At 70.9% G+C, this 14,228-nt stretch carries 14 protein-coding genes; 6 read left to right on the forward strand and 8 right to left on the reverse strand.

All coding sequences use genetic code 11. The features are described 5' to 3' along the window. Position 1: 1 nt before the first annotated feature. From ACFXGI_RS13565 to ACFXGI_RS13585, 5 genes are all read right to left on the reverse strand, one after another. Positions 2-319 (reverse strand): bifunctional 3-phenylpropionate/cinnamic acid dioxygenase ferredoxin subunit, encoded by a 318-nt coding sequence (locus tag ACFXGI_RS13565; RefSeq protein WP_030858990.1) that lies wholly within the window; start codon positions 317-319, stop codon positions 2-4. Continuing rightward, positions 319-1,497 (reverse strand): Fe-S cluster assembly protein SufD, encoded by a 1,179-nt coding sequence (gene sufD, locus ACFXGI_RS13570; protein WP_384705585.1) that lies wholly within the window; start codon positions 1,495-1,497, stop codon positions 319-321. Before sufD ends, ACFXGI_RS13565 begins: the two co-directional genes overlap by 1 nt. Before the next feature lie 77 nt (positions 1,498-1,574). Next, positions 1,575-2,990 carry a Fe-S cluster assembly protein SufB gene (gene sufB, locus ACFXGI_RS13575; protein WP_384705587.1) on the reverse strand — a complete coding sequence of 472 codons (1,416 nt, stop codon included), beginning with the start codon at positions 2,988-2,990 and terminating at the stop codon, positions 1,575-1,577. Then, complete coding sequence (locus tag ACFXGI_RS13580) at positions 2,987-3,730, reverse strand: metalloregulator ArsR/SmtB family transcription factor (RefSeq protein ID WP_030160379.1); 744 nt, start codon at positions 3,728-3,730, stop codon at positions 2,987-2,989. Before ACFXGI_RS13580 ends, sufB begins: the two co-directional genes overlap by 4 nt. Positions 3,731-3,839: 109 nt before the next feature. Continuing rightward, positions 3,840-4,193, reverse strand: coding sequence for a formate/nitrite transporter family protein (locus ACFXGI_RS13585; RefSeq protein WP_384705589.1), 354 nt, complete (start codon positions 4,191-4,193; stop codon positions 3,840-3,842). Between ACFXGI_RS13585 and ACFXGI_RS13590 the strand changes: the two genes are divergently transcribed. The 4 genes from ACFXGI_RS13590 (at position 4,192) to ACFXGI_RS13605 (ending at position 8,124) form a co-directional block, all read left to right on the forward strand. Then, entirely contained in the window at positions 4,192-5,118 is a 927-nt protein-coding gene (locus tag ACFXGI_RS13590) for an ABC transporter ATP-binding protein (protein ID WP_384705591.1), read from the forward strand. The two genes, ACFXGI_RS13585 and ACFXGI_RS13590, sit on opposite strands and share 2 nt — an antisense overlap. Then, positions 5,115-5,897, forward strand: coding sequence for an ABC transporter permease (locus ACFXGI_RS13595; protein ID WP_384705593.1), 783 nt, complete (start codon positions 5,115-5,117; stop codon positions 5,895-5,897). Before ACFXGI_RS13590 ends, ACFXGI_RS13595 begins: the two co-directional genes overlap by 4 nt. Before the next feature lie 84 nt (positions 5,898-5,981). After that, positions 5,982-7,130, forward strand: a complete 1,149-nt coding sequence (locus ACFXGI_RS13600) for a hypothetical protein (protein WP_384705595.1) — start codon at positions 5,982-5,984, stop codon at positions 7,128-7,130. 25 nt (positions 7,131-7,155) lie between these two features. After that, complete coding sequence (locus tag ACFXGI_RS13605) at positions 7,156-8,124, forward strand: heme A synthase (RefSeq protein ID WP_384705761.1); 969 nt, start codon at positions 7,156-7,158, stop codon at positions 8,122-8,124. Between the two features lie 27 nt (positions 8,125-8,151). Here ACFXGI_RS13605 and ACFXGI_RS13610 read toward each other — a convergent pair whose 3' ends face one another. The 3 genes from ACFXGI_RS13610 to ACFXGI_RS13620 all read right to left on the reverse strand — a co-directional run bounded on the left by ACFXGI_RS13610 (position 8,152) and on the right by ACFXGI_RS13620 (position 10,717). Beyond that, positions 8,152-9,279, reverse strand: coding sequence for an amidohydrolase family protein (locus ACFXGI_RS13610; protein ID WP_384705597.1), 1,128 nt, complete (start codon positions 9,277-9,279; stop codon positions 8,152-8,154). Positions 9,280-9,385: 106 nt separating this feature from the next. Beyond that, positions 9,386-9,730 carry a hypothetical protein gene (locus ACFXGI_RS13615; protein ID WP_384705599.1) on the reverse strand — a complete coding sequence of 115 codons (345 nt, stop codon included), beginning with the start codon at positions 9,728-9,730 and terminating at the stop codon, positions 9,386-9,388. 39 nt (positions 9,731-9,769) lie between these two features. Next, positions 9,770-10,717 (reverse strand): heme o synthase, encoded by a 948-nt coding sequence (locus ACFXGI_RS13620; RefSeq protein ID WP_384705763.1) that lies wholly within the window; start codon positions 10,715-10,717, stop codon positions 9,770-9,772. A 254-nt stretch (positions 10,718-10,971) separates the two neighbouring features. On the opposite strand from ACFXGI_RS13620, the gene tkt reads away from it, so the two are divergent. Then, the gene (gene tkt, locus ACFXGI_RS13625; protein ID WP_384705601.1) at positions 10,972-13,074 is read left to right on the forward strand and encodes a transketolase; all 2,103 of its coding nucleotides are present in this window, start codon (positions 10,972-10,974) and stop codon (positions 13,072-13,074) included. A 34-nt stretch (positions 13,075-13,108) separates the two neighbouring features. Further along, on the forward strand, positions 13,109-14,227 hold the full coding sequence (gene tal / locus ACFXGI_RS13630; protein WP_384705603.1) for a transaldolase: 1,119 nt from the start codon (positions 13,109-13,111) through the stop codon (positions 14,225-14,227). Position 14,228: the final 1 nt, after the last annotated feature.

Genomic DNA, 14,228 nt, shown 5'->3' on the forward strand with positions numbered 1-14,228 from the left:
CTCAGGACTCCTGGGTGAGGGAGACGAGCACGTCGCCCCCTTCGATCTTTACGGGGTATACGGGAACCGGGCGGGTCGCGGGCAGACCGGACGGCTTGCCGGTGCGCAGGTCGAACGAGGACCCGTGCAGCCAGCACTCGATCATGCAGTCCTCGACCTCGCCCTCCGAGAGCGAGACGTTCGCGTGCGAGCAGATGTCGTTGATCGCGAACACCTCCCCCTCGGTGGAGACGATGGACACCGGCGTGCCGTCGAGTTCCACCCGCTTCGGGGTGTTCTCCTCCAGCTCGCTCAGCGCACAGGCCTTGACGTAGGTCATCAGACGGACGCCTCGAGCTCGGTCTCGATCTTGGCGAGCAGGCGCTCCTCGATGTCGTCGACACCGATCTGCTGGACGAGCTCGGCGAAGAAGCCGCGCACGACCAGGCGCCGGGCCTCGTCGGCCGGGATGCCGCGGGCCTGGAGGTAGAAGAGCTGCTCGTCGTCGAAGCGGCCGGTGGCGGAAGCGTGGCCGGCGCCGACGATCTCGCCGGTCTCGATCTCCAGGTTCGGCACCGAGTCGACCCGCGCGCCGTCCGTCAGGACGAGGTTGCGGTTCATCTCGTAGGTGTCGGTGCCCTCGGCGCTCTTCTCGATGAGGACGTCGCCGATCCAGACGGCGTGCGCGCCCTCGCCCTGCAGGGCGCCCTTGTAGACCACGTGCGACTTGCAGTGCGGGGCGTCGTGCGTGACCAGGAGGCGGTGCTCCTGGTGCTGGTCGGCGTCCGTGAAGTACAGGCCGAGGAGCTCGGCCTCGCCGCCGGGGCCCGCGTAGCTGATCCGCGGGTGCAGGCGTACGAGGTCGCCGCCGAAGGTGACCACGATCGACTTGAAGGTCGCGTCGCGGCCGATCAGCGTGTTGTGCTGGGAGCAGTGGACGGCGGTGTCGTCCCAGTCCTGCACGGAGACGACGGTGAGCTTCGCTCCGTCGCCGACGAGGAAGTCGACGTTGGCGGCGCGCACGCCGTCACCGGTGTGGTCGATGACGATGACGGCCTCGGCGAAGGCCTGCACGTCGAAGACGGTGTGGCCGAAGGTCGTGCCGCCCTCGCCGTGCAGCGAGACGCGCACCGGCTCGGTCAGGACGGCCTCCTTGGGCACGGTGACGACCGTGGCCTTGGCGAAGGACGAGAACGCCTGGGCGGCGATCCGGTCCACGGGGGTGCCGGCCTTGCCGATGCGCGCGTCGCCGCGCTCCACCGACTCGACGGTGACGCCCTCGGGCGCGTCGATCTGGGCCTTCATGGTGCCGTCCGCGACCGCGGTGCCGTCGTGCAGACCGCGCAGGCGCGCCAGCGGGGTGAACCGCCACTCCTCCTCGCGGCCGTGGGGGACGGGGAAGTCCGCCACGTCGAAGGACGGGGGTGCGCTCATCCGGGTGGCGACGGTGGACTCGGCGGCCACCGCGATCGCGCCGGCCGTGGTCGACCCGGCCGGAATGTTCTGAGCCTCAGCCATGGCTGTCGTCTTGCTCGCTCTCTTAAAAGAACACGGTCTACGTCAAAGAATTGCTGCGGATCCGGGACGGTCGGGGATTAGCCGACCGAGCCCTCCATCTGCAGCTCGATCAGCCGGTTGAGCTCCAGCGCGTACTCCATGGGCAGCTCGCGCGCGATCGGCTCGACGAACCCGCGCACGATCATGGCCATGGCCTCGAACTCGGTCATGCCGCGGCTCATCAGGTAGAAGAGCTGGTCGTCCGAGACCTTGGAGACGGTCGCCTCGTGGCCCATGGAGACGTCGTCCTCACGGACGTCCACGTACGGGTACGTGTCCGAGCGGGAGATCGTGTCGACCAGGAGCGCGTCGCAGAGCACGTTCGACTTGGAGCCGTGGGCACCCTCGCCGATCTCGACCAGACCGCGGTACGAGGTGCGGCCGCCGCCCCGCGCCACCGACTTGGAGACGATGTTCGAGGAGGTGTTCGGCGCCATGTGGACCATCTTGGAGCCGGCGTCCTGGTGCTGGCCCTCGCCCGCGAAGGCGATGGACAGCGTCTCGCCCTTGGCGTGCTCGCCCATCAGGTAGACGGCCGGGTACTTCATGGTGACCTTGGAACCGATGTTGCCGTCGATCCACTCCATGGTCGCGCCCTCGTACGCCACGGCGCGCTTGGTGACCAGGTTGTAGACGTTGTTCGACCAGTTCTGGATCGTCGTGTAGCGGCAGCGGCCGCCCTTCTTCACGATGATCTCGACCACGGCGCTGTGCAGCGAGTCCGAGGAGTAGATCGGGGCGGTGCAGCCCTCGACGTAGTGGACGTAGGCGTCCTCGTCGACGATGATCAGCGTCCGCTCGAACTGGCCCATGTTCTCCGTGTTGATGCGGAAGTAGGCCTGGAGCGGGATGTCGACCTTGACGCCCTTGGGCACGTAGATGAACGAGCCGCCCGACCACACGGCGGTGTTCAGCGACGCGAACTTGTTGTCGCCGACCGGGATGACCGTGCCGAAGTACTCCTGGAAGAGCTCCGGGTGCTCCTTGAGCGCGGTGTCCGTGTCGAGGAAGATGACGCCCTGCTCCTCCAGGTCCTCGCGGATCTGGTGGTAGACGACCTCGGACTCGTACTGGGCCGCGACACCGGCGACGAGGCGCTGCTTCTCCGCCTCCGGGATGCCGAGCTTGTCGTACGTGTTCTTGATGTCCTCGGGCAGCTCCTCCCACGAAGCGGCCTGCTTCTCGGTGGAACGCACGAAGTACTTGATGTTGTCGAAGTCGATGCCCGACAGGTCGGAGCCCCAGGTCGGCATGGGCTTCTTGCCGAAGAGCTTCAGGCCCTTGAGGCGGAGCTTCAGCATCCACTCGGGCTCGTTCTTCTTCGCCGAGATGTCGCGGACGACGTCCTCCGACAGGCCTCGCTTGGCAGCCGAGCCGGCCGCGTCGGAGTCGGCCCAGCCGTACTCGTAGTTGCCCAGACCCTCAAGCTCCGGGTGAGCAGTCTCCGTGGTCATGCGGGGTTCCTCCCGGCCGTGCTGGCAGATGCTGATGTGTCGTTCTGTGTGGTGCCCGCGCCTCGCGGGATGAAGGTGGTGCACACCCCGTCGCCGTGGGCGATCGTGGCGAGGCGCTGCACGTGCGTCCCGAGCAGGCGGGAGAAGACCTCGGTCTCCGCCTCGCAGAGCTGCGGGAACTGCTCGGCGACATGGGCGACCGGGCAGTGGTGCTGGCAGAGCTGTTCACCGCTGTGCGGACCGGGAGCGCTCTTCGCCGTAGCAGCGTACCCGTCCGCGGTCAACGCCTTGGCAAGGGCCTCGGTGCGTTCCGCGGGGGCGGCGGCGTCCAGGCTTTCCCGGTAGGTCTCGGCCTGCGCGTCCATCCGCGCCCTGGCGAAGGCGGCGACGGCCGCCTCCCCCTGCTCGCCCCCGCCGGCGGCCTGCGCGATCCAGCGCAGTGCGTCCGCGGCGAGCGAGTCGTAGGACTGGTCGAACGCGTCGCGGCCGCAGTCGGTCAGCGCGAAGACCTTGGCGGGCCGGCCCCGGGTGCGCGCACCGTAGACGCGCTGCTCACGGGGCTCGACCACGTCGTCGGCGACGAGCGTGTCGAGGTGGCGGCGGACGGCGGCCTGGGTGAGGCCGAGACGCGCTGCGAGGTCGGCGACGGTCGAGGGACCGTGGTCCAGGATGGAGCGCGCGACCCGGTTGCGGGTTGACCGCTCCCCGGTAGCGAGTTCCCCCTGGGGGGTCTCGATCATCCGTTCGCCGTATTTCACAACGCCATTGTTGCGTAATTAGTCGAGCCCCGACAAGCCGTGACCGAGGCCACTCCTGGTGGCCTCTATCACTAAGGGTTACCTAATTTGTCTACGCAGAGTTAACGGAAGGGGATGATCCGCGGCCCTGCCGAGCCCCTCCGATGAACCGGTGCACCGCCCCTACCAGCAATCCTCCGCCGAGGACGGTTCCGGGAACGGTGAACATCACGTTGCGGAAAAAGTCACGGAAACCGGCTGAGCCGTCCAGGACCGCAAGACTGAATAGAGCCATGTTCGCGACACAGTGTTCGAATCCGACGGCCAGGAAGCCGGCCACCGGCAGCCGGAACTCGAAGATCTTGGCCGCGTCTCCCCGACTGAAAAAGACATGAATGCGCAGGTCCGTAACCCTTCGACCCCGGGACCAAGGACCCCCTCCCCGGCTCCGTAGACTCACCCGCATGAGCAACGACCCCGCCGTGGAGATCCGCGGACTGGTGAAGCGGTACGGGCCCAAGACAGCGGTGGACGGTCTCGACCTCACCGTGCGCAAGGCCTCGGTCACCGCCGTCCTCGGCCCCAACGGCGCGGGCAAGACCACCACCGTGGAGACCTGCGAGGGCTACCGCCGCCCCGACGCCGGCACCGTCCGCGTCCTCGGCCTCGACCCCGTCGCCCAGGCCGAGGCGCTGCGCCCGCGGATCGGCGTGATGCTCCAGTCCGGCGGGGTCTACTCCGGCGCCCGCGCCGTGGAGATGCTGCGCCACATGGCCAAGCTGTACGCCCACCCGCTCGACGTGGACACCCTGGTCGAGCGGCTCGGGCTGGGCGGCTGCGGCCGCACCGCCTACCGCCGCCTCTCCGGCGGCCAGCAGCAGCGCCTGGCCCTGGCCATGGCCGTGGTCGGCCGCCCCGAGCTGGTCTTCCTGGACGAGCCGACCGCGGGACTCGACCCGCAGGCCCGCCGGGCGACCTGGGACCTCGTACGGGAACTGCGCGCCGACGGGGTCGCCGTCGTCCTCACCACCCACCACATGGACGAGGCCGAGCAGCTCGCGGACGAGGTCGCCATCGTCGACGCCGGCCGGGTCATCGCCCACGGCAGCCCCGAGCAGCTGTGCCGCGGCGGCGCCGAGAACACCCTGCGCTTCACCGGGCGGCCCGCCCTCGACCTCGGCTCGCTGCTGAAGGCGCTGCCGGACGGCACCGAGGCGGCCGAACTCACCGCGGGCGTCTACCGGGTCACCGGCGCCGTGGACCCGCAGCTGCTGGCCACGGTCGCCTCCTGGTGCGCCCAGCACGGGGTGATGCCGAGCAGCCTCTCGGTGGAGCGGCACAGCCTCGAAGACGTCTTTCTGGAACTCACGGGCAAGGAGCTGCGCGCATGAGCGCCGGTACGTTCACCCCCGCCCCGGGGGCCGCGCCCGTGTCCCGGATGATCCTGGCGCAGACGGCGCTGGAGACCCGGATGCTGCTGCGCAACGGGGAGCAGCTGCTGCTGACCGTGATCATCCCGGCGCTGCTGCTGGTCCTGTTCTCCACCGTCGACATCGTCACTGTGCCCATTCAAGAGGGGGGAGCCGGGAAGTCCGTGGACTTCCTCGCGCCGGGCATTCTCGCGCTGGCCGTGATGTCCACCGCCTTCACCGGGCAGGCCATCGCCACCGGCTTCGACCGCCGCTACGGGGTGCTCAAGCGGCTCGGTGCCTCGCCGCTGCCGCGCTGGGCGCTGATGTCCGCCAAGACGCTGTCCGTGCTGGTCACCGAGGTGCTCCAGATCGCGCTGCTGACGGTGATCGCCTTCGCGCTCGGCTGGTCCCCGCACGGCAACCCGCTCGCGGCCGCCGCGCTGATCCTGCTGGGCACCGCCGCCTTCTCCGGGCTCGGGCTGCTGATGGCGGGCACCCTCAAGGCCGAGGCCACGCTGGCCGCCGCCAACCTGGTGTTCCTGCTGCTGCTGGTCGGCGGCGGCGTGATCGTGCCGATGGAGAAGTTCCCCGGAGCCGTGCAGTCCGTACTGGGGCTGCTGCCGATCTCGGCGCTGTCCGACGGGCTGCGCGAGGTGCTCCGGCACGGCTCCGGGCTGCCGTGGGGGGACGTGGCCGTCCTGGCCGCATGGGCCGTCCTCGGACTCGGCGCCGCCGCGAAGCTGTTCCGCTGGGAGTGAATCCCCTCCCCCGTACGTTGGCCTGGCAGGAGGATGGGCGCCGCCCCGCGGGGGCGGTGCACACCAGGACGCCGGGGGGCGGGCATGGCGCAACGGGAAGACGTTCTACGGCTGGACGCGCAATGGGCACAGGTCCGCTCGGGTGCCGCACGGGCGGCGCCGGCCGAGGCCGAGGCGCTGCTGACGGAGCTGATCGGCGCGCTGCGCGAACCGGCGCGGACCGATCCGGAGTGCGCGGCGCGGCTCGGCCTGCGCCTGGGCGACCTGGCGGCCCGCCGCTTCGCCGGCGGTGACCGGGCCGGTGCCCTCTCGGCCGTCGAGGAGGGGCTGCGGCATGCGCACCAGGCGGCCGGGCACGCCCCCGAGTACGCCCGCTGGTACGCCCGGGGCCTGATCAACCAGGGGGTCTGGCTGTCCTGGCCGATGAGCGACGAGGCGCGGCTGCCCCGCTATCCGCTCGGCGCGGAGGCCGAGTCCGGCCCGAGCGCGATGGAGCGGGCGGCCGGCGAGCGCGCCCTGGACCTGACCCGGGCCGCGGTCGAGGTGTGGGCGGGCCTTGACCAGCAGGATCCGGTCAACCGGCGCGGTCTCGCTCAGGCCAAGGTGTTCCTCGGGGACCGCCTCGCGGAGCTGGGCTCCGCCGAGGAGGCGGTGGCGTGGGCGGTGGACGCGGAGGGCGGCTTCCGCCGGCTGCTGCGCGCGGCCCCCGGTGCGGAGGAGGCCCAGGAGGCGGAGGAGGCCCTCGACCACATCGGCCGCCAGCTCGAACTGCGGCTGCGCTTCCTGTCCTTCGACTCCCTGGTGAGCTTGCGCGCGCAGGGCCTGCTGCCCGAACCGCTGCTGCCCCAGGCCGTGGTGGCGGCCCGGATCCGGGGCGTGGCCGAGCCCGAGATCGCCGCCCGGCTGAGTCTCGGCGCCGAACAGGTGGGCACGATGCTGGAGGTCACGCCCTGGCTCGCGGTGTGGCGCTTCGAGGTGCGCGGTCCTGACGGGCTGTGGAACGTACAGGAACATCCGTGGCACAGCGGAACGGAAGTGCGAAACAGGACAGCAGAGGATATAGGCACTGAATTGATACGCGGGTTCATGACGTCCGCCGACTACCCCGGGGACGGCGTCCCTTGGCGCGTCCGCGTCTGGTGGCACGACGAAGGCGACCCGGCGGGAGCCCGGTTCCACGCGGCGGCGGGGCCCGACACCGCTCCGGGCCGGCCTGCGGACACCCCCTCGTGAAAGTTTGCACAAGGCTCCGCGTACGATAAGGGCCGTGTTGACCCCTCTCGCCTTCATCGCCAACCGCTGGACCCCGTCACCCCGGACCGTCCGGCGGGCCGCGCTCGCCGCGCTCGTCATGAGCGTGCTCATCGTCGTCACCGGTGGCGCGGTACGGCTGACCGGATCCGGTCTCGGCTGCGACACCTGGCCCAAGTGCACCGACGACAGCCTGATCGTGACCCAGGAGCAGGGCTTCCACGGAGCGATCGAGTTCGGCAACCGCATGCTGACGTACGTGCTCTGCGCGGCCGTCGGCTGGAGCATCGTCGCGGCCCGCTCGGCCAAGCCGTGGCGCCGTACGCTGACGAAGCTCGGCTGGCTCCAGTTCTTCATCGTGATGGGCAACGCGGTCCTCGGCGGCATCACCGTCCTGACGGGGCTCAACCCGTACAGCGTGGCCGGGCACTTCCTCCTCGCCACCTCCCTGATCACGGTCACGACGGTCACCTGGCAGCGCACCCGCGAGGGCGACACGGCGGCGAAGCCGCGCGTCCCCGGCCCCGTGCGCAAGCTCTCCTGGGCCCTGATCGCGACCACCCTGGTGCTGATCGCGGCGGGCACGGTGGTCACCGGTTCCGGGCCGCACGCGGGCGACCGCAGCGAGATCAAGCGGATGCCGTTCGACTGGGCGGCCACCGCCCACGTCCACGCGATCTCCGCCTGGGTGGTGTGCGCGCTCGCCGTGGCCATGTGGCTGGTGCTGCGCGTGGTCGACGCGCCGACCGACACCCGGGCCCGCGCCCGCGACCTGCTGGTCGTGCTGCTCGCGCAGGGCGGCATCGGCTACGTCCAGTACTTCACCCACGTGCCCGAGGCCCTGGTCGCCGTGCACATGCTCGGCTCCTGCCTCGTCTGGATCGCCGTGCTCCGCATGGCGCTCAGCCTGCGGGAGCGGCCCGCGACGCAGGCGGACATCCCGGCGCAGAGCGACCCGCAGCTCTCCTCGGTCTGAGCCGCCGGGGCCCCGGCCCCGCGCCGCTCACCCGCGCTCGTCCAGCCGGTAGACGCGGCGGGCATTGCCCGCCGCGACCATCGCCGCCACCCGTTCGGCATCCCGCCAGGACCAGGCGCCCTCACCGACCCAGCCGCCCAGCACCCGGCCCAGCGCCTCCCGGAACACCAGGGCGCCCACCGCGTGCAGTTCGGGCAGCCGGCGCCCGCCGCTGGAGAACAGCAGCTTGCCGAACGGAGCCAGCTCCAGCACCTCGGCCAGCACCCCCGCCGCCCGTGCGCCGCTCTGCCCGAGCGCCGCGCCCAGATCGGCGTGGACGTGCGGGAAGGCCGCCGCCAGCTGGGCGGCGTGCCGGTGGTAGGGGTATCCGCCGAGCAGCACCAGCCGGGTCCCGAGCCCCGCCGTGGCCCGTACGAAATCCGTCAGCAGCGCCGGATCGGCCTGCTCCGGCCGCTGCCCCGGCTCCCCCGCGCCCGCCCCGGTGTGCAGCTGGAGCGGCAGCCCGGTCGCCACCGCGCTCCACAGCAGGTGCCGCAGGAGTACGGGGTCCCGTACGGCCCCGCCCTTGACGCGCCGGGCCAGCCACCGGCCGGCCGCCCCCCGCACCTCGCCCGGACCGGGCGGCTCGGGGGCCCGCCCCAGCACCGCCGGGTACCCCGCGTCCGCACCGCAGGTGAAGGCCACGGCCCCGGCGGCGGCGTGGTGGACGGCCTCGGCGAGGTTGGCGAGGAAGGCCGGGACCGTCCCGGAGGTGTCGGCGGCCTGCTCGGCCAGCAGCTCCAGCCGTACGACCTCGAAGGCGTCGGCGTCCCCCGCGAGCGCCAGCTCCTTGGGGACGGTGAGGTCGCCGGGCACTCCCGTGTCGACCAGATAGGCGGCGACCCCGGAGCCCCGCAGCAGCCTGCGCCCGGACTCGACCACGCCCAGCTCGCGCCGCCGGGCCAGGTACCGGGCGGGGGTGCAGTGCGGCTCCAGCCCGAGCAGAGGCGGACACCAGCGGCGCACCGCGAAACCGGTCTGGGTGTCGAAGAAGGTGGTCCCGGCGGCGGGCGGGCCGGCCGAGCGGATCAGCTGGGCCTCGAAGGTGCCGAGGCCCAGCTCCGTGCGGAGCACTCCGTGGCAGTACTGGTCCACCAGGGGCGGCGTTTCGATCATCCGGGCATCCCGTTGCGGACGTGAGGAAGGGGCTTCCACACGTCCTAACGGGTGAGCGGGGTGCGAGGTGTTGCTCGCGCTGTTGACCGAGCGGCCACCGCCACGGTCAGGCGGCCGGGTTCGCCGCCCCGCCGATCTGGATGCCGGCCATCCGGGACCATTCGTACGGACCGGTCTTGACACGCGCGGCGAACTCGCCGTCGAACTCCTCGTGGAGGGTCAGGCCGGCCTTCTCGGCGGCCAGCTGGGCCACCGAGTACGTCGGGGCCACCAGGTCGCCCCAGCCGCCGTCCGTGCCGACGAGCACGATCCGGGTGCCGGCCTGGCCGATGTGCGCGATCTGGCCCTCGGCGCCGCCGTGGTGCTTGGCGAACGCGCCGATCTGACGGGCCAGCTTCGCGGCCTTCCGGTCCTGCTTCTTGTCTGCGGTGTCCGCCGCGGTGTCTGCCATGGACAGCATGCTACCGGCGGGTAATGATCGGAGGAAGCGTCAGCGGAGGAAGGGGTCCACGGCCACCGCCACGAACAGCAGCGACACGTAGGTGATGGACCAGTGGAACAGGCGCATCTCCTTGAGCTTCCCGCCCGTCATGCCCGCCTTGGCCCGCGCGTGCAGCGCGTGCGCCTCCCACAGCCACCAGCCGCCGGCCGCCAGCGCGACCGCCGTGTAGAACCAGCCGGTGTACCCCAGCGGGGTGAGGAGCAGCGAGACCGCCACCATCACCCAGCTGTAGAGGACGATCTGGCGCGCCACGGCCTGGTTGCCCGCCACGACCGGCAGCATCGGCACGCCGACGCGCGCGTAGTCCTCCTTCACCTTCATGGACAGCGGCCAGTAGTGCGGCGGCGTCCAGAAGAAGATGACGAGGAAGAGGATGACGGCGGCCCAGGAGACCTCGTTCTTGACGGCGGACCAGCCGATGAGCACCGGCATGCAGCCCGCGATGCCGCCCCAGACGATGTTCTGCGAGGTGCGCCGCTTCAGCAGCATCGTGTAGACGACGACGTAGAAGAGGAGCGCGCCGAGGGCGAGCGCGGCCGACAGCCAGTTGACGAGCAGCCCGAAGAACAGGGTGGAGACCACCGCGAGCGTGATGCCGAAGGCGAGGCACTCGCGCGGGCTCACCATCCCGGTCACCAGCGGCCGCTGCGCGGTGCGGTCCATCAGCGCGTCGATGTCACGGTCGATGTACATGTTCAGCGCGTTGGCGCCGCCCGCGGACAAGTACCCGCCGAAGCAGGTGACGAGGACCAGCCACAGCGACGGCACGCCCTGTTCGGCGAGGAACATCACCGGCACTGTGGTGATCAGCAGAAGTTCGATGATCCGCGGCTTGGTCAAAGCCACGAAAGCCATGACCCGGGCCCCGAACGGCCGGTGACCGGGGCTCGTCCCGAGCACCCCCGCTGGACGGGATTCGACGGCCGTCACGCACACCCCTGACAGAGAAATCAGCAAGCTCCGGACATAAAGGTCCGCGGAAGGCTCGCACGTACCACGCCACTGTAGACGTTGCACTTACGTCGCCCTGCGCGGGGGTCGCCTCGTGTTGGTCCGATCGGACCGCCGACGTCATGACGGACTGCGGGCACTCGAATAGCTGCACGCCGTCACGGGGGTAGGCTCGGAATCGCGCCGGTGCACCGTTCGTCACCGGGTAACAGACATGTGGAGAGGAGCCCTGACCAACGGTGAGCACCAAGCCGACGACCACAGAGCTCGACTGGACCGATCTCGACCAGCGGGCCGTCGACACCGCCCGCATCCTGGCCGCCGACGCCGTCCAGAAGGTGGGTAACGGCCACCCCGGTACGGCGATGAGCCTGGCCCCCGCCGCGTACACCCTCTTCCAGAAGGTGATGCGGCACGACCCGGCGGACCCCGAGTGGGTCGGCCGCGACCGTTTCGTGCTTTCCGCGGGGCACTCGTCCCTCACTCTTTACACCCAGCTCTACCTCGGCGGCTTCGGCCTGGAGCTCGCCGACCTCGAGGCCTTCCGCACCTGGGGCTCCAAGACCCCCGGCCACCCGGAGTACGGCCACACGGCCGGCGTCGAGACCACCACCGGCCCGCTGGGCCAGGGCATCGCCAACGCGGTGGGCATGGCCATGGCCGCCCGCTACGAGCGCGGCCTGTTCGACCCGGAGGCCGCGCAGGGCGCCTCCCCGTTCGACCACATGGTCTACGCGATCGCGGGTGACGGCTGCCTCCAGGAGGGCATCTCCCACGAGGCGTCCGCCCTGGCCGGCCACCAGAAGCTCGGCAACCTGGTGCTGCTGTGGGACGACAACCACATCTCCATCGAGGGCGACACCGAGACGGCCGTCTCCGAGGACACCCTCAAGCGCTACGAGGCGTACGGCTGGCACGTCCAGCGCGTCGCGCAGCAGCCGAACGGCGACCTCGACCCGAAGGCGCTCTTCGAGGCCCTGGCCGCGGCCAAGGCCGAGACCGGCCGCCCCTCCTTCATCGCGATGCGCTCGATCATCGCCTGGCCGGCCCCGCACGCCCAGGGCACCGAGGCCTCGCACGGCTCGGCCCTCGGTGACGACGAGGTCGCCGCCACCAAGCGCGTCCTCGGCTTCGACCCGGAGAAGAGCTTCGACGTCTCCACCGAGGTCCTCGCGCACACCCGCAAGGCGCTGGACCGGGGCCGCGAGGCCAAGGCCGCCTGGGAGAAGGACTTCTCCGCCTGGCGCACCGCCAACGCGGAACGCGCCGCCGAGTTCGACCGCATCAACGCCAACGAGCTGCCCGCCGGCTGGGAGGACAAGCTCCCCGCCTTCGAGACCGGCAAGGGCATCGCCACCCGCGCGGCCTCCGGCAAGGTCCTCGAGGCCCTCGGCGCGGTCATCCCGGAGCTGTGGGGCGGCTCGGCCGACCTGGCCGGCTCCAACAACACCACGATCGACAAGCACTCGTCCTTCCTCCCGAAGGGCAACCCGCTGCCGGAGGCCGACCCGTACGGCCGCACCGTCCACTACGGCATCCGCGAGCACGCCATGGCCGCGACCATGAACGGCATCGCGCTGCACGGCCACACCCGCATCTACGGCGGCACCTTCCTGGTGTTCTCCGACTACATGCGCAACGCCGTCCGCCTGTCCGCGCTGATGCACGTGCCGGTGACGTACGTGTGGACGCACGACTCCATCGGCCTCGGCGAGGACGGCCCGACGCACCAGCCGGTCGAGCACCTCGCCTCGCTGCGCGCCATCCCGGGCCTGAACGTGGTCCGCCCGGCCGACGCGAACGAGACCGTCATCGCCTGGCGCGAGATCCTGCGCCGCCACACCAAGGTGTTCGGCAAGGGCGCCCCGCACGGTCTGGCACTGACCCGCCAGGGCGTGCCGACGTACGAGCGCAACGAGGACGCCGCCAAGGGCGGGTACGTGCTCTTCGAGGCGACGGGCCCCGAGGGGCAGAGCGCAGCGGCGCAGGTCGTCCTCATCGGCACCGGCTCCGAGGTCCAGCTCGCCGTCGCCGCGCGCGAGGCGCTGCAGGCCGAGGGCATCCCGGCCCGCGTGGTCTCGATGCCGTCCGTCGAGTGGTTCGAGGAGCAGGACCAGGCGTACAAGGACAGCGTCCTGCCGCCGTCGGTCACGGCGCGCGTCGCGGTCGAGGCCGGTATCGGCCTGACCTGGCACCGCTACGTCGGCGACGCCGGCCGGATCGTCTCGCTGGAGCACTTCGGTGCCTCGGCCGACGCCAAGGTGCTGTTCCGCGAGTTCGGCTTCACCCCCGAGGCCGTGACCGCCGCCGCCAAGGACTCCATCGCCGCCGCCGCGCGCTGACGCCCGTACAAAACCAGTAGGAGATGCAATTCCCATGACAGACGCACTCAAGCGCCTCTCCGACGAGGGCGTGGCGATCTGGCTGGACGACCTGTCCCGCAAGCGCATCACGTCCGGCAACCTGGCCGAGCTCATCGACCAGTCGCACGTGGTCGGTGTCACCACCAACCCGTCGATCTTCCAGAAGGCGATCAGCAGCGGCGACGGCTACGAGCAGCAGCTCGCCGACCTCGCCGCCCGCAAGGTCACCGTCGACGAGGCCATCCGCATGATCACGACGGCGGACGTCCGCGACGCCGCCGACATCCTGCGCCCGGTCTACGACCGCACCGACGGCCAGGACGGCCGGGTCTCCATCGAGGTCGACCCGCGCCTGGCCCACAACACCACGGCGACGATCGCCGAGGCCAAGCAGCTCGCCTGGCTGGTGGACCGCCCGAACACGCTCATCAAGATCCCGGCGACCAAGGCCGGCCTGCCGGCGATCACCGAGGTCATCGGCAAGGGCATCAGCGTCAACGTCACGCTGATCTTCTCGCTGGAGCGCTACCGCGAGGTCATGGACGCGTACCTGGCGGGTCTGGAGAAGGCCAAGGCCGCGGGCCTGGACCTCTCCCTGATCCACTCGGTCGCCTCCTTCTTCGTGTCCCGCGTGGACTCGGAGATCGACAAGCGCCTGGACGCCGTCGGCACCGACGAGGCGAAGGCCCTCAAGGGCAAGGCGGCCCTCGCCAACGCCCGTCTGGCCTACGAGGCCTACGAAGAGGTGTTCTCCTCCGACCGGTGGAACGCCCTGGAGCGCGTCGGCGCCAACAAGCAGCGTGCGCTGTGGGCCTCGACGGGCGTCAAGGACCCGGCGTACAAGGACACCCTGTACGTGGTCGACCTGGTCGCCCCGAACACCGTGAACACCATGCCGGAGGCCACCCTGGAGGCCACCGCCGACCACGGTGAGGTCACGGGTGACACCGTGCGCGCCACGTACGACCAGTCCCGCGCCGAGCTCGACGCGGTCGCACAGCTGGGCGTCTCGTACGACGATGTGGTGCAGCTGCTCGAGGACGAGGGCGTCGAGAAGTTCGAGGCGTCCTGGAACGATCTGCTGAAGTCCACCGAGGCGGAGCTCGCGCGCCTTGCCCCCACGGAGGCCTGAA

This window comes from Streptomyces sp. NPDC059355, assembly GCF_042752335.1.
GTDB lineage: Bacteria > Actinomycetota > Actinomycetes > Streptomycetales > Streptomycetaceae > Streptomyces.